Origin of the sequence: Pseudofrankia coriaricola (genome assembly GCF_001854805.1) — a bacterium.
Classification (GTDB): domain Bacteria; phylum Actinomycetota; class Actinomycetes; order Frankiales; family Frankiaceae; genus Pseudofrankia.
This window is the reverse complement of record NZ_MBLO01000235.1, coordinates 119867-141384: the sequence shown is the minus strand read 5'-3', so window position 1 is coordinate 141384 and position 21518 is coordinate 119867. Positions and strand designations below refer to the sequence as shown.

Below are 21518 nucleotides of genomic sequence, written 5' to 3'. Positions count from 1 at the left end.
CTCGCGGAACGCCCGCCCGCGCACCCTGCCCGCATGACCACGACAACCTTGCGCCGCGATCCGCCGGACGCGCTGCGCCGCAACTTCCGCGGAACGGTGCTGCGACCGGGCGAAGAGGGCTATGCCGAGGCCCGTCAGGTCTGGAATGGCGCCGTCGACCGCCATCCCGCCCTGATCGCCCGCTGCGCCGGCACCGACGACGTCCAGGCGGCGATCCGGTTCGCCCGCGAACGTGACCTGCCGGTCGCGGTCCGCGGCGGCGGCCACTCCGTACTCGGGTACGGCGTGTGCGACGACGGCATCGTGATCGACCTGTCGCAGCTGAAGGCGGTGTCGGTCGACCCCGCCGGCCGCACCGCGCGCGCGGCGGGCGGCCTGACCTGGGCCGAGTTCGACCTCGCAACCGGGCGGCACGGCCTGGCCACCACTGGCGGCTCGGTCAGCTCCACCGGGATCGGCGGGGTGACGCTCGGCGGCGGGTTCGGGCACCTGATGCGCCGGCACGGGCTGACCGTCGACAACCTGCTGGCCGCCGACCTGGTCACCGCCGACGGCGACCGGCTGCGGGTCGACGCCATGACCGAGCCGGAGCTGCTGTGGGGGCTGCGCGGCGGCGGCGGCAACTTCGGCGTCGTCACCGCGTTCGAGTACGGCCTGCACCCGGTCGGGCCCGTCGTCCTCGGCGGACCGGTCTTCTGGCCGCTGGACCAGGCGCCACAGGTGCTGCGCTTCCTGCGGGAGTTCGCGCCCATGGCTCCCGACGAGCTCGGCGTCGCCCTCGTCGCCATGCTGGCTCCCCCGATGCCCTTCCTGCCGGCCGAGCGGTACGGCACCCCGGTGCTCGGGTTGCTGCCCGTCTGGTGCGGCGATCTCGCCGAGGGCGCCGCGGTGTTGGCGCCGCTGCGCGGGGTGGGAACACCGATCGGCGACCTCGTCCGCCCGGTCCCCTACCGCGCCCTGCAGTCGCTGCTCGACATCAGCGCCTCGCCAGGGAACTGCTCCTACTGGCGCTCCCACCGGCTGCCGGACCTGTCCGACACGGCCATCGACGCCGTCGTCGACGCCATCGCCTCGATCACGTCACCGCTGTCGCTGCTCAACGGGTGGATGATCGGCGGCGCGGCCAGCCGGGTGGCGCCGGACGCCACCGCCGTCGGCCCTCGCGAGCCCGGCTTCGAGCTGCGCCTGATCGCGAACTGGCGCCCGGGCGACCCGGGCCACGAGCGGCACCTGGCCTGGGCGCGCGACGGGTGGCAGCGCCTGCGGCCCGAGAGCGCCGGCCAGTTCGCCACCTTCCTGTCCGACGAGGGCCCCGCCGGCGTCCGGGCCGCGTACGGCGACCGGCTCGGCCGGCTGACCGCCCTCAAGGACCGCTTGGACCCGTCGAACGTCTTCCGTCTCAACCCGAACATCCCCACGAGCGAGGGAGTCTCCCGATGAAGATCCTGGTGACCGGCGCGACCGGTACCGTCGGCCGGCACGTCGTGCGCGGCCTCGCCGGCCGCGGCGTCCCGGTGCGGGCGTTCGTCCGCGACGCCGACGCCGCGGCCCGCGTCCTCGGCCCCGGCGTGCAGCTCGCGGTCGGCGACTTCTCCGACCGCGAAACGCTCGCCCGCGCCCTGTCCGGCGTCGACCGGCTCTTCCTGGCCTGCGGCAACGTCCCCGGGCAGATCGGGCACGAGCGCGCGGCGATCGACGCGGCGGCGGCCGCCGGCGTCGGCCTCGTCGTCAAGCTGTCGGGCCCCGACCCGTACCCCGCCTCACCACTGGTCTTCGACAGCTGGCACGGCGCCATCGAGCGGCACCTGGCCGCGTCCGGGCTGCCCATGGTGCTGCTGCGCCCCCGGACCTACCTGACCAACCTGCTGGCCCACGCCCAGGCCATCGCGAGCACCGGGATGCTGTTCGCCCCAGCCGGCGCCGCCGAGATCTCCTTCGTCGACCCGCGGGACGTGGCCGACGTGGCCGTCGAGTGCCTGACCGGCGAGGGGCACGAGGGCCGGGCCTACACGCTGACGGGACCGGAGGCGATCACCTTCGAGCGCGTCGCCCGGGAGCTGGGCACGGCCATCGGCCAGCCCGTCCGCTACGTCCATGTCGGCGACGAGGACGCCCGGCAGGCCATGACCGCGGACGGGCTGCCGCCGATGGTCGCGGACGCCATCGTCGCGATCTTCGTCGCGCAGCGGGAGGGGTGGATGGCGACGACCACCACCGACGTGCGGGACGTCACCGGTCGGGCGCCACGGTCGGTCACCGACTTCGCGCGCGACCACGCCCACCTGTTCCAGCCGGCCAGCCCGGCGCAAGGCGACGGCGGCGAGGACGGCCGCGCCGAAAATGCCTTGGCAAAGGCGGGCGACCTGGCGTAGAGGTTCCACCGATGAATCTCTCCAGGGACGTCTCCGCCCGAGTCTGACGGCGTAGCGACGTAGTGCCAGCCCGGCCGGCTCGGTCACCCGAGCGCGGCCGGGCCACCGTCCTATGCCCTGACCTGGACCGACGTGGGGCGGGCGCCCGCGCGGCGTCCGCCCCGGAGACGAGACATTCCATGGATCTGCACGAATACGCGTGTCACGACGCGGTCGGCCTACGGACGCTGATCGCCAAGGGCGAGGTGAGCGCCGCCGAGGTCGAGGCGGCGGCGCGGAAGGCGCTGGGGTGGGCGAACGACCGGCTGAACGCCCTGGCCGCGCCCCTGTTCGGCCCGGCGCTGAGCCACGACCCCCAGGGCCCGCTCGGCGGGGTGCCGTTCCTCATCAAGGACACGGGCCCGATGGCCGAGGGGGTGCCGTTCCGGTGCGGGAGCCGGAGCCTGGGCCCCGGGATCCCGGCCCCGGCCGACCATGAGCTGATGCGCCGGTTCCGGGCCGCCGGCCTGGTGACGCTGGGTCTGACGATCTCCCCGGAGATGGGGCTGAGCTTCACCACCGAGCCGCTGCTGCACGGCCCGGTGCGCAACCCCTGGGATCCGTCCCGCACCGTCGGCGGCTCCAGCGGTGGCGCCGCCGCCCTGGTCGCGGCGGGCGCCGTCCCGGTCGCCCATGCCAACGACGGAGCCGGCTCGATCCGGGTGCCGGCGTCCTGCTGCGGCCTGGTCGGGCTCAAGCCGAGCCGCGGCCGGACGCCGACGGGCGCCGGGCTCGGGGCGGCGGCGTTCGGCATGCTCTCCGAGTTCGCGCTGACCCGCACCGTCCGCGACGCGGCGGCGCTGCTCGACGCGGTGCACGGGCCGATGGCCGGCGGCGCCTTCGCCGCGCCGCCACCCGCGCGCCCGTACGCGCGGGAGGTGCGGCCCGACGCGCGCGCCGGCGGGCCGTCCCAGGGCGGCGGCCTGCGGGTGGCGGTGACGACCCGGGCCTGGTCCGGCGCCGGGGTCGACCCGGAGGTCGCCGCGGCGACCGTGCACGCCGGCGAGGCGCTCGCGGCGCTGGGGCACCACGTCGAGGAGGCGTCGCCGCCGCTCGGGTGGGACGAGGTGATCCGGGCCTGCATGATCGAGACGGTCGCCATGGCCGCCCCGTTCCTGCTGGCCCCCCGGCAGCCGCCGGCCGACCGCCTCGAGGCCGTCTCCCGGCGGGTCCTGGCCTACGCCCGGGAGCACGGTGCCGTCGACCTCGTCGCGGGGCTGGACGCGGCCGGCCGGGTCGGGCAGGTCCTCGACCGTTTCCTCGCCGAGCACGACCTGCTGGTGACCCCGACGCTCGCGCGCCTGCCGGTGCCGCACGGCACGCTCCGCTATGACGACCCGGGCCACACCGTCGAGAGCTGGCTTCGCGAGATCTTCGACTTCGGGCCGTTCACCAGCGTCGCCAACGTGACCGGCGTGCCGGCGGTCAGCCTGCCGCTCGGGCAGAGCGCGGGCGACCTGCCCATCGGCGTCCAGATCATCGCCGCCCACGGGCGGGAGGACCTGCTGCTGCGCGTCTCGGCCGCGCTGGAGGAGGCGATGCCCTGGCGCGACCGCCGGCCGCCGCTCTCCGCCCGGCGGGCCTGACCGTCGCCGTCCGGGCTACCGGCTGCCGGTAGGGGCTGCCCCTGACCACCACGCCGCCACCGCGCTGAGGCGACGGCGTGGTGGCGTGGTGGCGTGGTGGCGGTCAGCCGGCCAGCCGGGCGCCCGGTACGGGCGGGGCCAGCACGCCCTGGACGCGGGCGAGCAGCTCGTCGACGTCAACGGGCTTGGTGACGTACTCGCTGGCGCCGGCGTCGAGGCACTTCTGCTGGTCGTCGGGCATCGCCTTCGCCGTGACCGCGATGATCGGGATGTCGGCGAACCGGGGCATGGCCCTGATCGCGGCCATCGTGGTGTACCCGTCCATCTCCGGCATCATCACGTCCATGAGGACCAGGTCGGTCGACGGGTTGAGCAGCAGCTTCTCGATCCCCTTCCGGCCGTCCGGGGCGTGGTCGACGGCCGCCCCGTAGAACTCGAGGATGCTGGTGATCGCGAAGACGTTGCGGACGTCGTCGTCGATGACGAGGACCGACCGCCCGACCAGGGTGTCCTCTTCATCGCTCGCCGCGGCGTCCCTCGCGGCGGCCGGCTGACCGCTGCGCGCCGCGGGGAGCGCGGCCGCCGCCAGGTCACCGGCGGGCGGAAGGTCCGTACGCGCGCCCTGGTTCGGCACATGAGCCGGCCGGTCCTCAGGGACCGTCCGGGCACCGGTCGCGCGCGGTTCGGCGGCGGGCAGCCGCGGTTGCGGGGACGGCGGGCCGGTGGCGGCGCCGCCCGCGGCGTCGCCGGGCGTTTCGTCCGCCAGGCTGGGCGGGCTCCCCTCGGCGGCCTCGTCCATGCCGGCCCCCTTCACGCCGGCCCCCTTCACGCCGGCCTGGTCGACCGCGGTCTCGTCCACGGCGCCAGCCGAGAAGATGCCCAGGGCGCCGGCCGAGGAGCCGGGGGTGGTGGCCGGCACGGCATCGCGTCCCTGCTCGGTGCTGGTCAGCTCGGCCGGCGGGGTGGTGGGCAGCCGCAGCGTGAAGGTGCTTCCGCTGCCGTAGACGCTGCGCGCGCGGATCTCCCCGCCGAGCAGGGTGGCGACCTCGCGGCAGATCGACAGCCCCAGGCCGGTGCCGCCGTAGCGCCGGCTGGTGGTGCCGTCACCCTGCTGGAAGGCGCCGAAGATCCGGTCGAGGTTCTCCTCGGCGATGCCGATCCCGGTGTCGGAGACGGCGAACAGGATGTGGTCGCCGGCGGTGGCGCCCGAGGCCGAGGCCATCGTGATGGCCAGGTCGACGCGGCCCTGCTCGGTAAACTTCACCGCGTTCGAGAGCAGGTTGCGCATGATCTGCGCGAGCCGGTGCCGGTCGGTGAGCAGGCGGTCGGGCACGTCCGGCGCGATGTCGACGGTGAGTCGCAGGCCCTTCTCGATGGTGACGGGCGCGAACGTCGCCCGCAGGTCGTCCACCACCGAGGCGACGGCGACCGGCTCGACGTGCAGGTCCATCTTGCCCGCCTCGACCTTGGACAGGTCGAGGATGTCGTTGATGAGCTGCAGCAGGTCCGAGCCCGCCGAGTGGATGACGTGGGCGTACTCGACCTGCTTGCCGGTCAGGTTGCCCTTCGGGTTGCGGGCGAGCAGGCCGGCGAGGATGAGCAGGCTGTTGAGCGGCGTGCGCAGCTCGTGCGACATGTTGGCGAGGAACTCGGACTTGTACTTCGAGGCGAGCGCGAGCTGGCGGGCACGCTCCTCGAGCTCCTGCCGGGCGTGCTCGATCTCGCGGTTCTTGACCTCGATGTCGTGCTTCTGCTGGGCGAGGAGATCGGCCTTCTCCTCGAGCTCGGCGTTCGAGCGCTGCAGGTCCCCCTGGCGGGACTGGAGCTCCTCCGACCGCGCCTGCAGCTCGCCGGCCAGCCGCTGCGACTCCACCAGCAGGGCGTCGGTGCGGGCGTTCGCGACGATCGTGTTGACGTTGACGCCGATGGTCTCGGTGAGCTGGTTCAGGAACGCGTGGTGGACCCCGGTGAACGGGGAGAACGACGCCAGTTCGATGACGCCCAGTGCCTGGTCCTCGAAGACGATCGGCAGCACGACGAGGGCGACGGGCGCGGCCCGGCCGACACTCGAACCGATCGTGATGTAGTCGACGGGGGTCTGGTCCACCACGATGGTGCGGCGGGTGCGGGCGGCCTGGCCGATCAGGGAGTCGCCGAGGCCGAACCGGCGAGGTGTCGCCGGTGAGGGCTGGTAGCCGTAGCTGGCGATGAGGGCGAAGGCCTGCTGGTCGACCGAGGAGTCGACCAGGAAGAACGTGCCGTGCTGCGCACCGACCAGCGGGGTCAGCTCGTCGATGACGAGCTGCGCGACGGTCGTCAGGTCACGGTGGCCCTGCATCAGCCCGGCGATGTGCGCCAGGTTGGTCTTCAGCCAGTCCTGTTCCTCGTTCATCCGGGTCGTGTCGCGCAGCGAGCGCACCATCGCGTTGATGTTGTCCTTGAGCTCGGCCACCTCACCTTGCGCGTCGACAGTGATCGAGCGGGTGAGGTCACCGGTGGCGACGGCGCTGGTCACGGCCGAGATGGCGCGGACCTGGCGGGTGAGGTTCCCGGCGAGCTCGTTGACGTTCTGCGTCAGGCGCTTCCAGGTGCCGGACACCCCCTCGACCGTGGCCTGGCCACCGAGGATGCCGTCGGTGCCGACCTCCCGGGCCACCCGGGTCACCTCGGCGGCGAACGAGGAGAGCTGGTCGACCATCGTGTTGATGGTCTCCTTCAGCTCCAGGATCTCCCCGCGCGCGTCGACGTCGATCTTGCGGGTGAGGTCGCCCTGGGCGACCGCGGTGGTGACCTGGGCGATGTTGCGGACCTGGCTGGTCAGGTTGTTCGCCATGAAGTTGACGTTGTCGGTCAGGTCCTTCCAGCTGCCCGACACGCCCTTCACGCTCGCCTGGCCGCCGAGCCGGCCGTCGGTGCCGACCTCGCGGGCCACCCGGGTCACCTCGTCGGCGAACGCGCCCAGCGTGTCCACCATGGTGTTGATGGCCGACGCGAGCGCCGCGACCTCGCCCTTCGCCTCGACCGTGATCTTCTGGGAGAGGTCGCCGCGGGCGACGCCGGTGGCGACCTGGGCGATCGAGCGCACCTGCGCGGTCAGGTTGGACGCCATCACGTTGACGTTGTCGGTCAGGTCCTTCCAGGTGCCCGACACGCCCCGCACGATGGCCTGGCCGCCCAGGTTGCCCTGGGTGCCGACCTCACGGGCCACCCGGGTCACCTCGTCCGCGAAGCCGGAGAGCTGGTCGACCATCGTGTTGATGGTCTCCTTCAGCTCCAGGATCTCCCCGCGCGCGTCGACCCGGATCTTCTGCGACAGGTCACCCTTCGCCACCGCCGTGGTCACCTGCGCGATGGAGCGCACCTGGTCCGTCAGGTTGTCGGCCATGACGTTCACCGACTCGGTGAGGTCACGCCATGTGCCGGAGACGCCCTTCACGTTGGCCTGGCCGCCGAGCCGGCCGTCGGTGCCGACCTCACGGGCCACCCGGGTCACCTCGTCCGCGAACGAGGACAGCTGGTCGACCATCGTGTTGATGGTGTTCTTCAGCTCCAGGATCTCGCCGCGGGCCTGCACAGTGATCTTCTGGGACAGGTCTCCGCGGGCGACCGCCGTCGCGACCTGGGCGATGTCACGGACCTGGCCGGTCAGGTTCCCGGCCATCGCGTTGACGTTGTCGGTCAGGTCCTTCCAGGACCCGGAGACCCCCGGCACCTCGGCCTGGCCGCCGAGCTTGCCCTCGCTGCCCACCTCGCGGGCCACCCGGGTCACCTCGGAGGTGAAGAGCGCGAGCTGGTCGATCATGCCGTTGAAGACGAGGGCGATCTCGTCCATCAGCTCGTCGCCCACCTGGGGCAGCCGCGTGCCGAAGTCACCTCCGCGTACCGCGGTGAGCCCCGCGAGAAGCTGACGCAGGGCGCTGTCGTCGGGCCGGGCCAGCGAGGCCTTCGAGGGGACCAGAGTGTCCGTCATCGACATTCTCCCGGCGAGTGTCCAGGCGCCGGCACGGTGCGGCGACATCGATAGCGATAGCGCATTGGCAGCCATCATGCCTTGGGATGGCCAAAGGGTGTGCGAGAACGATCTTTCTTAGCACACCCGGCGGCCGTGTCACCCAGCTATCAATGGCATCCCAGTAGGGTAAGCGGCGCCATAGCGGCCCGCAGGTGGGAAGCCTTCACGGGGGCAAGCAAGAGGAGAAGGGTGGCCCGAACGCCGCAGGAGCCCGAGCCGTCGCCAGAACGCCGCAACCGGCTCCTCGACATCGTCATCCGGCAACGGCAGCGGATCTTCGAGCTAGAAGCCCGGGCCTCCGGCGCCCACCTCGTGGACCTGGCCGTCGGCCTCCTCATGGCGCGGCTGGGCGCCTCCCCGGCCGACGCCGCCGACCAGCTCCAGCGGCTGGCGCACACCGCCGGCGTCAGCCCCGCCGAGTTCGCCGCCGAGCTGCTGGGCGAGCCACGGCCGACCGTCGCCGGCGCCCCCGCGAAGGCGGGAGCGTGGCGGCGGCTCTGGCGCGCCGCCACGACGGCGGACCACGCCGCGGACGGTGACGCGGTCGCCCGGGCGGTGCTGCAGGAAGGCCTCGCCGCCCATGGAGCCTGCGCCATCGCGCTCTGGATGCTGGAACCGGACGGCGCGCTCACCCTGGTGGGACAGCACGGCCTCACGGCGCTCGACGCGAGCCGCTGGCGGCGGATACCCCCACAGCTGGACTGCGCGCCCACCAGGGCGGTCGCCCAGGGGCAGCCGGTGTGGTGGCCGGCCGGAACGCCTCCAGACAACGGGGCCACCGATCCGCCGGCACCTCCGCGGCTGGGATCGTGGAGCGGGGCCCGGGCCGCGCTGCCGCTGCTGAACGCCGGCACCCTGGTGGGCGCGGTCGAGATCTGCTGGACGCGGCCGATGGAGGCCGACGGCACCCGCCTGCTGCGGGAGCTCGCCGCCCTCGCCGACGTCTGCCAGCGCGCGCTGCGGCCGCGCGTCGAGGAGGGCGACGGCCCGGCCGGCGCCGATGCCGCCACCGCCACCGCCACCGCCACCGCCGGCGGCGGCGACGGCGGACGGGTGCCGGATGCCTGGCTGCCGGCCCTGCTGGACGGGCTCGCCGGCTCGGTCCTGCTCGCCCAGGCCATGCGCGACAACGCCGGCGAGGTCGTCGACTTCCGGGTCACCTATGTCAACCGCGACTTCGTCGACCCCGCCCGGCTGCCCGCGGACGAGGTGCGCGGCGCCCGGCTGCTCGACCTCTATCCCCTGATGGGCGCGGACGACGGCCTGTTCGGCCGGGCGGTCGACGTGCTGAGCACCGGCGCCCCGTACGCGGCCGACCGCACGATGCTGCTCTGCCTGGTCGGCGACGTGATCGTCAGCCGCGAGATGGACATCCGCGTGACCAGGCACGCCGACGGGGTCGCGATCAGCTGGCGGTTCACCGACGGGGCGGACGCGCCAGCCTCGCTGGGCACCCACGTCCAGCGGCTCGGCGGTTTCGGCGGCTGGCAGGAGGACGTCGGCAGCGGGGCCATCCGGTGGACGGACAACACCTACGACCTCTTCCACCTCCCGCGTTCGGCGCCGCCGATCGCGCTCGAGGACCTGCACCCGCACGTCCACGCCGAGGACCGGGACGCGTTCGAGCACTTCCGCGCGGCGCTGCTACGGCTCGGCCGGGCTGCGACCGCCTCGTTCCGCGTCCTGCTGCCCGACGGCGGGCTGCGGCACTGGCGCACGTTCGCCGAGCCGGTCACCGACACCGCCGGCACCCTGATCGGCGTCCGCGGGGTCTACCAGGACCTCACCGACCAGTACCGGACCGAGCTCGTCCTGCACGCCACGCAGAGCCAGCTCGCGGACTCCGAGGCGCGGGCCGCGAGCCAGCACATGCTCGCGCTCGCCCTCCAGAAGGCGATCCTCCCGGAGGCCCAGCCGCTGCTGACCACCAGCGGCCTCGCCGTAGCCGTCCGTTACCGGCCCGCCGAGCAGGAGAGCCTGGTCGGCGGCGACTGGTACGACGCGATAGTGCTGCCCGACGGGCAGATCCTGCTGGCCGTCGGCGACGTCGCCGGCCACAGCATCCGGTCGGTCGCGGGGATGACGGCGCTGCGCAACGGCCTGCGAGGCCTCGCCGTCACCGGCGCCGGGCCCGGGCAGCTGCTGCGGTGGCTGAACAACGTCGCCTGCCACCTCACCGACGACATCACCGCCACCGTCGTCTGCGGCCTCTACCGGCCGGAGGACCGCGCCCTACGCTGGGCACGCGCCGGGCACCTGCCCCCCGTCCTCGTCCGCGACGGCCGGGCCGAGGCGCTCCCGGTCCCCGACGGCCTGCTGCTGGGTGTCGATCCCGACGTCTCCTACGAGGAGACCGTCACGCAGCTCACACCCGGCGACGCCCTGCTGCTCTACACCGACGGACTCGTCGAGCGGCGGGGCACCGGCCTCGACGAGTCGCTGCGTGACCTGCTGCGTCTCGCCGCCGCGCCCCACCCGGACGTCGGGCGACGGGCGGACTTCCTGCTCGCGCACTGCACGCCGGACACCGACGACGACACCTGTCTGGTCATCGTCGAACTGCTGGCATAACTGCGGGGTGATAGCGCCGTTCGGCCGGGTACGACCCGCATCGGCATCTTTCAGGCGGATCGAGAGAAGGTGGTCGCGCCGTGGGTCTGACTGTCCCGCCGACGGGCGAGCCGCGCTCTCTGCGACCTTCCCAGAGTCCCCCACGGGGCGCGGTACTCGATGTATTCGCGGTGCCGGCCAGTCCCGAGTCGCCCCGGACCGCCCGGCGGCGGGCGGCCGAGGTGTTAACCCGCCACGGATGCGAACCGGCCCTGGTCGACGACGCGATCCTGCTGCTGAGCGAAATCGTCACCAACGCGGTCGTGCACGCGGACAGCGCGGCCGAGGTCGAGGTCCGGGCCGGCGAACTGGTGATCTGGTTCGGCGTCCGCGACGCCGACAGCCGCCGGTGGCCGGTTCACTGGCCGGTGAGCCTGGGCGCGTCCGGCGGCCGCGGCCTCCACCTTGTCGCGACGCTCGCGGCCGACTGGGGCACGAACGTACACAGTGACGGGGGGAAGACCGTCTGGTTCTGGCTTGGTCGCTAGCCGCGCGCCTTAACCCGGCTGTCGATCTGTCGTCCTCCGGACAGAGCTGTCCGGAGGGTGAACCGAGCCGTGCGACTCGGCCGGCGTTCTCGTCGTATCGCCGTGGGCGAGCGGGACACAGCAGCCGAACACTGTGTCATGGTCGGATACACCAGCCGTAACACCACGGGCGACGATCACACTTCATGACTACAGACAGTAATCCATGGGTCGGAAACCTGAAAACGAGCGTGCCACGGAACACCCACTCGAAGTCATCTCCTGCCCCGCGACGGCCAGAAGCGGGATCGGCGGATACCTGAACGGATACCGCGCCGGGCGCGGTCTGCCCACCGATCTCTGCAGGTAGAGTTTCCACCGGGCCGAGAAGCCGTGGTCCGGCGGCGCGGGGAGGGAGCGGCCTTGGAGGCATTGGGTCCGAACGACCCGCCGACGGTTGGAAGTTATCGGCTCGCGGCCGTACTGGGCAGCGGCGGTATGGGACGGGTGTATCTCGCCTTCTCGCCGAGCGGACGCCGGGTGGCCATCAAGGTTATCCGGCCAGATCTCGTCCAGGAGACGCACATCCGTCAGCGGTTCGCCCGTGAGGTGGCCGCATCCAGGGCTGTGAGCGGATTCTTCGCGGCGCCGGTCATTGACGCCGATCTCGACGCGGATCCGCCCTGGCTGGCCACCGCCTTCATTCCGGGCCCGTCCCTCAACGCCGCGATCCATGATGCCGGACCGCTTCCGATGGCGTCCGTGCGAGCGCTCGGCGCCGCGCTGGCGGAGGCACTCACCGCCGTCCACGCCGCCGGCCTGATCCATCGGGACCTCAAACCCGCCAACGTGCTGCTCGCACCCGACGGTCCCCGTCTGATCGACTTCGGGATATCCTCGCTCGCGGATTCGGGGACCCTCACCCATGCCGGCGCCATGATGGGCTCGCCGGGATTCATGTCGCCAGAACAGGTGCAGGGTAAACCGGTCGGGCCGCCGACCGACATTTTCGCGTTCGGCGCGGTCCTCGCGTTCACCGTCACCGGAACCGGTCCGTTCGGCGTCGGGTCCGTGCCCGCGATGCTCTACCGGAGCGTGCATGCTCCGCCGGAACTAGCCCAGGTACCGGACGAGCTGCGGCCTCTGTTGGCCGCCTGCCTGTCCAAGGACCCCGCCAGGCGGCCTGATCTGGCCACCATCCTCAGGGAACTGACCGGCGGGCAGGGCGCCGCGGACATGTTCCCGCCGGGCTGGCTGGCCGCCGCCTTCGCCCAGGCGCCGATCACGATCGAAACACCGCCGCCCCTGATGGGACCGACGCCGGCCCCGCTGGGAACGACGCCCATCCCGCCGAATCCCCCGACCGACAGCCGACCCCCGGGGGCCACTCCATCCGGCGCGCGCGGGTCGGCGGACATGGCGACGCGGGAACAGAGCATCTCCCCCACGCCCATCCCCGTCGCGGGCGAGCCGACGGTCCGCCAGGAACCCGCGGAGCCCGCGCCCTTCTCCTGGGCCCGCACGACTCCCGAGGAACCACCTCTCCAGCCATCTCGGCAACCGCGGCCCAGCCGCCGCCGGCTGCTGATCGGCGCGATCGGCGCGGTGGGCGCGGCGGGCGCCGCCGCCGCCGGAACGACCGCCTGGCTGCTTCTCGACGACGACGCTCCTGCGTCCAGGACCCTGCGCTGGAAATTCCGCACGGTTGGCACCACGTTCTCCCGCCCCCGGGTCGCGGGCGACTTCGTATACGTGTCCAGCAACGACGGCACCTTGTACGCGCTTCGGACATCGACCGGGGCAGCGGCGTGGAAGTACAGGACCAACGCCGCGCTCGGATCGGCTCCCTTCACCCTCGGCGGGGTGGTCTACCTCGGCGCCGACGACACCAATCTGTACGCCATCGACGCCGTCACGGGCCAGCAGCGCTGGGCATACCAGACCGGCGGGATCGTACACACCGCGGTGGGGGGCGGGGGCGTCGTGTATGTCGGCAGCGCCGATTTCCACCTGTACGCCGTCGATGCGGTCGCCGGCACGCTCCGGTGGAAGTTTCCGACCGAGAACGACACGCATTCACCGACCATGGCCGGTGAGACCGTGTACGTCGGCAGCAGTGACACCAATCTTTACGCCGTGGACGCCTCCAGCGGAGAGCAGAGATGGAAGTTTCCCACCTCCGGCGCGGTGTCCGGTATTCCCGGCGTGATGGGCGGGATGGTCTACTTCGGCAGTGGCGATGGAACCCTTTACGCCGTCGACGCCGGCAGCGGGAACAAGGCCTGGACATTCGGCGGCGTCTCCGTCGGTGCCGGGCCGACCATCGCCAATGGTGTTGTCTATATGGGCGGTAATGATCGGACCCTGCACGCGCTTCGCGCCACAAGCGGGGAAAAACTGTGGACGTTCCGCGCCGCGGGGGACGTCAGCGCGCCGACGGTGGTCGGTAACACCGTCTACCTCGGCAGCAGCGATGCCAATCTTTACGCCATCGACGCCGCCACGGGGGCCCAGCGGTGGGCGTACCCGGCCAGCAGCGGAGTGCACACGGTCGCGGTCGCCGACGGCATCGCCTACTTCGGGACCGACGACAACGAACTCTACGCAGTGCGCGTCGGATGACCTCTTCGCGTGATCACGGTTTTCCCTCTGTGGATACCGTACGGTGCCCGCCGCCGCCCGGCCGGCGACCGGCGGCGAACGGCACCCTCCTGTCCGTGCGCGCGACCGCTTCGCTAAAGTGCCCAGAAGGCGGCCCTTCAGGTCGTTCCTGTTCGGGATCACCCTGTTCCAGTCCACCGTGGTCGTACGTGTCCGGCCAGCCGGTGGACCAGTGCTCGACGACCATTCGGAGCCATCCCGCCGAGAGTCCAGACCTCCCGCCCCCTCCGGTGCCCGCTCGATGTTTCACGGCCTTGCGAGGCGATCACCAAACGCGTTCGGCGACAGCTGTCGAGGCGCGGGGCACTGCCTTCTGACGTAACAAAGCCTTCTGACGTAACAAAGCTCACGTCCCTGTCGGCTCGCTGATTCCGCACCAGGAGCCAGGTGGTCAGGGCGGCCCATGGCGAGGGGGAAGCTATGGCGGTAGCCGGGCGGAAACCCGCGCGGCCGGTGGCGAAGCACGCCCGCCGCAACCTCACGGTGTGGGACGCCTATGCGCGCTGCGCCGAGGCATGTGGACCCCTGTCCGCTCCGCGGGGCGAGAGCCCGCGGGTGGAGTTCCGCTCCGTCGTGCCGCCGGGCCGCCGGTTCGCCCTCACCCTCCTGTTCGCCTTCACCGCGCTGGTGGACCTGCTGCTCATCGGATGGCTGCTGCTGCCGGCGCACGTGCCCGGCCCCGGCGTGATCGGGATCGGCGACTGGCGGCTGACCCTGGCCCGGGTGAGTTTCTGCCTCGTCATCCTCGTCGAGGTCATCAGACTCGTTCAGGTCACTGTCATCTGGATACTCGCCTGGAACGCCAAGGACCCCGTACCGTTCACCCCGCCCCCGGGGCTGCGGGTGGCGGTGCTCACCACGATCGTTCCGTCGAAGGAACCAATCTCCGTCGTGGCCCGGACCCTGCGGGCGATGCGGGAGATCTCCTACCCCGACGGTTTCCTGACACCGTGGATCCTGGACGAGGAGGACGATCCGGAGGTCCGGCGGATCGCGGACGAGCTGGGGATCATGCACTTCAGCCGCAAAGGACGCCCCGAGTACAACCAGCCCAGCGGCGAGTTCCGGGTCCGAAGCAAGTCCGGCAATCACAACGCCTGGCGCGCCGAACACGAGAGCCACTATGACGTGGTGGCCCAGATGGATCCCGACCACGTGCCACTGACCTGTTTCCTGGAACGCACCCTGGGCTACTTCCGCGATCCGGACGTCGCCTTTGTCGTGGCTCCCCAGGTCTACGGGAACATGCGTGAGAACTGGGTGGCGCGCGGGGCCTCGATGCAGCAGTACCTCTTCAACGGCGTGATCGAACGGGGCGGAAACGGCCTGGACGCGCCGCTGTTGATCGGCACCAACCACCTCTACCGCCCGGACGCCTGGCGACAGATCGGCGGCTACCAGGACTCGATCATCGAGGACCACCTGACCAGCATGCGGGTACAGGGCACGGTCAACCCGGCGACCGGAAACCCCTGGAAGGGTGTCTACACGCCCGACGTGATCGCGATCGGCGAGGGGCCGACCACCTGGACCGACTACTTCAACCAGCAGAAACGATGGGCGTACGGCGTCTGGGACGTCAAGCTGCGCCGCCGGGCGAAGGCCGGGATCAGGCTGCGCGCCCGCCAGCGGCTGCTGTACGGAATGGTGCAGTTCTACTATCCGAGCGTCGCCATGAGCCTGCTGTTCGGCAGCCTGGCAACGATCGCCTACCTGATTTTCGGCGCCACCGCGATCAGCCTGCCCGGTGATCCGTGGCTGACGCTGTGGTCAGCGAGCCTGGGCAGCTGGCTCAGCGTTTGGCTGTGGCTTCGCCGATTCAACCTCGCCGATCACGAAAGACGTGAGGCCGGGATATCCGGTATGGCTCTGACGCTGTTCGCCGGGCCGATCTACGTGTCCGCCGCGTTCGCCGCGCTGCTGCGCCGGCCGCTGGCCTACGCGGTCACCGCCAAGGGAGAGCTGCGCAGCAGCGAGTCGCTTCGCACGTTCCGTCTGCACCTCGCCTGGGCAGCCATCGCCGGGGCCCTGCTGGGCGTCAACCTCGCCGTGAACCGCCACTACGCCACCCCGCAGGCCTGGGCGCTCCTCAGCCTCGTGGTGGGGATGTCCCCGCCCCTGATCGCCGCGGTGGGAAGAATCGCCGCGCGCGGTGGGGCCACGACATCTGATGACGTGCCCGCATCCGGTGACCTGCCCGCGGCGGTGCCGCGCATACCCGCGCCCGCCGCCTCGGACCGGGTGGAGAACCAGCTCCTGCTGGCCCCGCGGCTGGCCGAGAAGACTCCGGGCAAGGAAGGCGCGCGGTGAGGCTCGCGGTGCCGCGGGTGCTCGGCCTGGTCCTGGTGCTCGCGCTCGCCGGCTATGTCTTTCGGGTGGCGCCGAACCTGGCCGGAGCCGAGACACCGCCGGCGACGCTGGCCGGCGAGCTGCCAGCGGATCTCATGCCGCCTTCCGCCATCCCGGACCCGGCGGGCCCCGCGACGGTCTTCCCCGACTGGGGAAAGGTCTTCCTCGGCATCATGACCGCCGAGGGAGTCCACGACTTCGGCGCCGCCGCGGACTTCGCCCGGACGACGACCTACCGGCCTCGGGCCTACCAGTTCTCCCAGGGCTGGGCCGCGGACGGTTTCAGTGCCGACGCGCTGGACAAGGTCGCGCGCCTGGGGATGATGCCGATAGTGGCCTGGGAGCCGTGGGACTACACCGTCGTGCCCATGAACGACAAGCTCCGCGGCGAACAACCAAAATACCAGCTCAGCAGGATCATCGACGGCTCCTTCGACTCCTACATCCGGTCTTGGGCGCGCGGAGTCAAGAAACTCGACTACACGATCGGCATGCGGTTCGCGCACGAGATGAACGGTTACTGGTACCCATGGTCCGAACAGGCGAACGGCAACAAGCCTGGGGACTATGTCCGGGCCTGGCGCCACGTCCATGACATCTTCGCGGCGGAGGGGGCGAGGAACGTCGTATGGATCTGGAGCCCGAACATCAGCTACCAGAACTCCACCCCGCTCGCCGAGCTCTATCCGGGCGACGCGTATGTGGACTGGGTGGGCTTCTCCGGCTACTACGGCACGGCGGGCCTTGAGGCCTACAGGTCCTTCGACGAGCTGTTCGACAGCAGCATCGCCGAGGTCTCGCGGATCACCCCGAAGCCGATCGTGATCACGGAGACGGGCGCGGCCGACGGGGCGGGGCGCAAGGCTGAATGGATCGCCCAGCTCTTCGACTCCCTTCCTCGGCACCCGGAGATCATCGGTGTCATCTGGCAGGAGGCCATGAAGGAGACCGACTGGCGGGTGGCCGTGTCACCCACGGCCGCGCGGGCATTCGCGGCTGGCGCCGCCGATCCGCGCTACGACGTGACCTGGCAGCGAGGGAACAAGCCCCGGTTGACCCTGGCGCCGCTCCGCTGACCTTGGCCCTCTGCTGCCTTCGGCCAATCTCGGCGTACGCCGGCAAGGGTCAGGGCGAGATCAGAGCAAGGTCAGGGGGCGACCCGGCGCCAGATGGTCCAACCGCTGGCATCTGGTACCTGCGCGATCTGGCGATATCTCGTCGTGTCATCGAGGATGTCGCGGATCTGTCGGTCGAGCGCCGCGGTAGGACCGTAGCGCAGTACGACGATCTCGAAGTAGCGATCGGTGAGGGCCGCGCGGTAGGCGCCCACACCGGGGATTGCTGCTTTTGTACGCGGGTCCACGTAGTAGAGGTAGTACGTGTTGTCCCACTGACCGGACGCCGTCCGGTCCTCCAGGTAGTAACGCGGTACTTCCGACTCCTCGACCAGATAATGGTCCGAGGGATTGCCGACCTGGGTCCTGAGGAACGCGACAAGGGGGCGGCTGTCCGCCCACTGGCCGAACAGATCGTGCGCGGTCCGTGCGCCGCTGTACAGCAGCACGAGACCGGCCGCCGACGCCAGGAGAATGCCGGGTTTCAGCATCCTCCCGGAGTTGCGAGCGCTGAGCCACGTGACCGCGCTCGCCAGCCCGGCGCCGGCCAGCGGGGCCGCGAAGGCAAGGCCGAAGGCCACATGCTTGTGCAGCGATGTCAGCTCACCAGACCGCGCCTGGAAGATGATCGGGAGAAGAGAGGTGATGAGTAGCAGGCCGGTCAGCGCCGGCCGCTGGCGCCCGACCAGCGGAACCGCCAGGACGGCCACCAGCAGGGTCGGCGCCGCCCACCGGAGACCGTGCTCGAATACGTCGAGCCGGCCCGTGGTAACGAATGGCGTGCGGGAGATGGTGGTCATCATCATGCCGGAGAGCTGCCTGGTGCCGGTGAGCCCCAGCCATACGCCGGCAACGGCCGCCGCTCCGACGGTGCCGCCGAGGGCGAGCCCGGCCAGCCGCACCGACAGCCGGAACTCCCGGCCGCGTGCTCGCCGTGTCGGCCTCCGGTGGCTACCGGTTGCCGACGCGCGCGCGGCTGGCGGCCGCGGCGCCGGAAACGGCGTTCCGGAGGCTTCCGCGCCCCGGTCCGACGGCGATCTCGACGTCCGAACGGTCATGGTGAGCACGATCAGACAGATGGAAGGGACGAACAACGCGACCATGTATTTCGTCGCGACGGCCCCGCCGAGAAGGATGCCCGCGACGGATGCGAGCAGCAGCGCGGTCCTGGTCCGTTCCGCGGCCGCGGCCCGGAGCCCGACGGCCAGGCCGCCGACCAGGAGCATGAGCGCCATCGCGTCGTAGGTGGCGAATCCACCGAGGAAGAGGACCGGTCCCCCGCAGACGAACGCCGCGGCCCCGGCCACGCCCGCGGCCCGGTTGAACAGTGAGCGGCCTACCGTCGCGACGAGGACCGTGGTGACCAGAGCGAAGACCAGGCTGAGCAACCGCGCGCCGGCGAGCCCGCCGGCGCCGTCCGCCAGGGCGCCGAGCGGTGGGTAGATGTACGGGGAGCCTGAGAAGTAGCTGGCGAAGTCGTCGTAGCCCGGTCCTCCGTGAATCCAGGAGTTCAGGATCTGCCGACCGGCGTGGAGGTAGAGCGCCTCATCCTCAAAGGCGGTGGCCGAGAGACCGGTGGCCGAGAGGCTCAGCGAGATCGCCGCCTGAACGGCCAGCACAGCCACCAGCCCGGCTGCCAGCCCCAGGCGGGCATCAACGACGAGTCGCGGCCGCCAGCGGCGCCGGTCGCGGATACTGCCGACCGTCTGTACCCGGTCAGGCTCGGTGGCTGTCATGAGGGAATTCCGCCGCGGCCCCGCCGCCAGCCGCGGCATCCGAGACGAACCCGGACCGCGTCGGCCGCGAGGTCTTTCTCCGGCATCCCGGGAAGGCACGCGGCCCGCGGGATCGCCTCATCCGTGACCGGATCGGTCTTCAAAGAACCCCGCGACGGGCGCCGACGGTGGTCAATCTGGCCCTCCTCCGAACCTGTGGCAGCCAAAGTACCCCAGGATGAGACAGTCCCGCCGCCCAGACTTTAGAACTTCGGGCCGTTGCGTCGCAGCTCCGCCAACCACACGGTGGCGTTCCCGTCGGAGGGAGCGCGCCAGTCGCCTCGCGGCGACAGCGTGCCGCCATAGGTCACCTTGGGGCCGTTGGGCAGCGCGGAGCGCTTGAACTGGGAAAGCTGGAAGAAGCGCTGGAGGAAATCCTCCAGCCAGTGTGTGATCGTCGGCAGGTCGTAGGCGTGCCGGCGGTCCTCAGGGAAGCCGGCCGGCCAGCGGCCGGCGTCGGCGTCGCGCCACGCATGCCAGGCCAGGAACGCGACCTTCGACGGCGGCAGCCCGTAGCGCAGGATGTGGTAGAGGAAGAAGTCGTGCAGCTCGTAGGGGCCGATGCGGTCCTCTGTACTCTGCATCGCGCCCGTCTCCTCGTCGGCGGGTACCAGTTCGGGTGAGATCTCCGTACCGACGATCTCGTCAAGCAGGTGTCCGGTCGCCTCGTCGAACTGCCCGGAGACGATGGTCCAGCGGATGAGGTACTGGATGAGCGTCTTGGGCACGCCCGCGTTGACGGCGTAGTGGCTCATCTGGTCGCCGACGCCGTAGGTGCACCAGCCGAGCGCCAGTTCGCTGAGATCGCCGGTGCCGATCACGAACCCGCCGCGCTGGTTCGCCAGCCGGAACAGGTAGTCGGTACGCAGGCCAGCCTGGACGTTCTCGAAGGTCACGTCGTACACGGGCTCGCCCGCGGCGGCCGGGTGCCCCAGGTCGTTGAGCATCTGGCGGGCCGCGGGGCGGATGTCGATCTCCGCCGCCTCGACGCCGAGCGCGCGCATCAGCGCCCAGGCGTTGGCCTTGGTCTTCTCCCCCGTGGCGAAGCCGGGCAGGGTGAACGCGAGGATGGACGAGCGCGGGATCCCGAGCCGGTCGCAGGCCTTCGCCGCGACGATCAGCGCGTGCGTGGAGTCGAGGCCGCCGGAGACCCCGATCACCATCGTCTTCCCGCCCGTCGACCGGAAACGCCGGGCGAGGCCGTGTACCTGGATGTTGAACGCCTCATAGCAGTCGAGGTCGAGCCGTTCGGCTGTGTCGGGGACGTAGGGAAAGCGACGCTGCCGGCGCTTCAGCCCGACATCAAGCCGGTGCGGCCGGTGCTCGAACTCGACGGTCCGGAACCGGCGCTCGGGGTGGTCCGCATGGATCGCGTTGTCGTTGAACGTCGGGGTGCGCATCCGCTCCAGCCGTACCCGCGCGAGGTCGACATCGGCGACCAGCAGTTGCGGTGTCTCGGCAAACCGTTCGGACTCGGCGAGCAGGTCCCCGAGCTCGTGGATCGTGCCCTGGCCGTCCCACGACAGGTCGGTGGTGCTCTCGCCGGTGCCCGCCGCCGAGTAGACGTAGGCCGCCATCGCCCTGGCCGACTGGGCCGCGGACAGCAGGGCGCGCTCCGCGGACTTGCCCACCACGATGTTCGACGCCGAGAGGTTGGCGAGCAGCGTGGCGCCGGCCATCGCCTGGTAGGACGACGGCGGGATGGGGCCCCAGTAGTCCTCGCAGATCTCGATGCCGACCACCAACTCGCGCAGGTCCGTCGCCGCGAAGATCAGGTCGGTCCCGAAGGGCACCGTCTGGCCGGCGACCGAGATCTCCTCGCCGACGACGCCGGCGCCGGGCGCGAACCAGCGCTTCTCGTAATACTCCCGGTAGTTGGGCAGGAACGTCTTCGGCACCGCCCCGAGGACACGGCCGTGCGAGATCGCCAGCGCGGTGTTGTACAGCCGGCCGCGCCGGCGCAGCGGCGCGCCGACGAGCAGCAGCGGGGCGAGGCCCCGGGAGGCGTCGCGCACCTGCGCCACCGCGTCCTCGACGGCGTCCAGCAGCGCGTCCTGCAGGTGCAGGTCGTCGATCGCGTAGGAGGACAGGCCGAGCTCCGGGTAGACGACGACATCGACGCCGTCCGCGTCCGCCTCGCGGGCCAGCATGATCGTCGCGTCCGCGTTGCGCGCCGGGTCGGCGGTCGCGACCAGCGGGGTCGCCGCCGCGACCCGGACCAGCCCATGGCTGTGGATGGCCCCAAACGCGCGCTGACTCACATCATCTCCAGGTGGTGTCACGGGTCCGGCCCGAGTGCCCGAGCAGCTGGCGGCCTGGCCGGCTCACCTCTATCCTCGCGAGTCTGGCCCGCCGGTCAGCTGCTGGTGTGGCCGGCGAATCGTCCAGGGCGGCCACGAGTCCGCCAGCTGATCTTGAAGCGGAGCGGATGCCGGCGGTGGCTTGATCGCCAATCGTGCCCCGCGGTGGCCGCGATCCGATCTCGTTGACGACCACCAGAGGGCAGCAACGGCGATCAATGCCGGGCGTTCA

11 protein-coding genes are annotated in these 21518 nt (G+C 71.4%); 8 read left to right on the top strand and 3 right to left on the bottom strand.

Annotation, left to right across the window (positions count from 1 at the left end; all coding sequences use genetic code 11):
* Positions 1-33 precede the first annotated feature (33 nt).
* From BCD48_RS30930 to BCD48_RS30920, 3 genes are all read left to right on the top strand, one after another.
* Positions 34-1440: an FAD-binding oxidoreductase gene (locus BCD48_RS30930; protein WP_071051915.1), complete on the top strand. Its 1407-nt coding sequence runs from the start codon at positions 34-36 to the stop codon at positions 1438-1440.
* Positions 1437-2372, top strand: a complete 936-nt coding sequence (locus BCD48_RS30925; RefSeq protein ID WP_071051914.1) for an SDR family oxidoreductase — start codon at positions 1437-1439, stop codon at positions 2370-2372. The genes BCD48_RS30930 and BCD48_RS30925 overlap by 4 nt, the downstream gene beginning before the upstream one ends.
* 179 nt (positions 2373-2551) lie before the next feature.
* A complete protein-coding gene (locus BCD48_RS30920; RefSeq protein ID WP_071051913.1) occupies positions 2552-3997 on the top strand; it encodes an amidase in 1446 nt (481 codons plus the stop codon).
* A 103-nt stretch (positions 3998-4100) separates the two neighbouring features.
* Here the strand turns inward: BCD48_RS30920 and BCD48_RS30915 are convergent, their stop codons facing one another.
* The gene (locus BCD48_RS30915; protein WP_071051912.1) at positions 4101-7967 is read right to left on the bottom strand and encodes a HAMP domain-containing protein; all 3867 of its coding nucleotides are present in this window, start codon (positions 7965-7967) and stop codon (positions 4101-4103) included.
* 231 nt (positions 7968-8198) lie between these two features.
* Here BCD48_RS30915 and BCD48_RS30910 point away from each other — a divergent pair, with 231 nt between their 5' ends.
* From BCD48_RS30910 to BCD48_RS30890, 5 genes are all read left to right on the top strand, one after another.
* Positions 8199-10580, top strand: coding sequence for a SpoIIE family protein phosphatase (locus tag BCD48_RS30910; RefSeq protein WP_083419459.1), 2382 nt, complete (start codon positions 8199-8201; stop codon positions 10578-10580).
* Positions 10581-10750: 170 nt separating this feature from the next.
* Positions 10751-11107 (top strand): ATP-binding protein, encoded by a 357-nt coding sequence (locus tag BCD48_RS30905; protein ID WP_116271719.1) that lies wholly within the window; start codon positions 10751-10753, stop codon positions 11105-11107.
* 402 nt (positions 11108-11509) lie between these two features.
* Entirely contained in the window at positions 11510-13708 is a 2199-nt protein-coding gene (locus tag BCD48_RS30900; protein ID WP_071051911.1) for a serine/threonine-protein kinase, read from the top strand.
* 459 nt (positions 13709-14167) lie between these two features.
* A complete protein-coding gene (locus BCD48_RS30895; RefSeq protein WP_071051910.1) occupies positions 14168-16057 on the top strand; it encodes a glycosyltransferase family 2 protein in 1890 nt (629 codons plus the stop codon).
* Entirely contained in the window at positions 16054-17172 is a 1119-nt protein-coding gene (locus tag BCD48_RS30890; RefSeq protein ID WP_071051909.1) for a glycoside hydrolase family 26 protein, read from the top strand. Before BCD48_RS30895 ends, BCD48_RS30890 begins: the two co-directional genes overlap by 4 nt.
* Positions 17173-17243: 71 nt before the next feature.
* Here BCD48_RS30890 and BCD48_RS30885 read toward each other — a convergent pair whose 3' ends face one another.
* Together BCD48_RS30885 and BCD48_RS30880 are read right to left on the bottom strand one after the other, a co-directional pair.
* Positions 17244-18947 carry a glycosyltransferase family 39 protein gene (locus BCD48_RS30885; RefSeq protein WP_071051908.1) on the bottom strand — a complete coding sequence of 568 codons (1704 nt, stop codon included), beginning with the start codon at positions 18945-18947 and terminating at the stop codon, positions 17244-17246.
* Positions 18948-19189: 242 nt separating this feature from the next.
* Positions 19190-21247 carry an NAD(+) synthase gene (locus BCD48_RS30880; protein ID WP_071051907.1) on the bottom strand — a complete coding sequence of 686 codons (2058 nt, stop codon included), beginning with the start codon at positions 21245-21247 and terminating at the stop codon, positions 19190-19192.
* Positions 21248-21518 lie beyond the last annotated feature (271 nt).

Bases quoted from the DNA above. Each gene is read 5' to 3' on its own strand.
- BCD48_RS30930 (WP_071051915.1), top strand. From the start codon at position 34: ATGACCACGACAACCTTGCGCCGCGATCCGCCGGACGCGCTGCGCCGC.
- BCD48_RS30925 (WP_071051914.1), top strand. From the start codon at position 1,437: ATGAAGATCCTGGTGACCGGCGCGACCGGTACCGTCGGCCGGCACGTC.
- BCD48_RS30920 (WP_071051913.1), top strand. From the start codon at position 2,552: ATGGATCTGCACGAATACGCGTGTCACGACGCGGTCGGCCTACGGACG.
- BCD48_RS30915 (WP_071051912.1), bottom strand. From the start codon at position 7,967: ATGACGGACACTCTGGTCCCCTCGAAGGCCTCGCTGGCCCGGCCCGAC.
- BCD48_RS30895 (WP_071051910.1), top strand. From the start codon at position 14,168: ATGGCGGTAGCCGGGCGGAAACCCGCGCGGCCGGTGGCGAAGCACGCC.
- BCD48_RS30885 (WP_071051908.1), bottom strand. From the start codon at position 18,947: ATGACAGCCACCGAGCCTGACCGGGTACAGACGGTCGGCAGTATCCGC.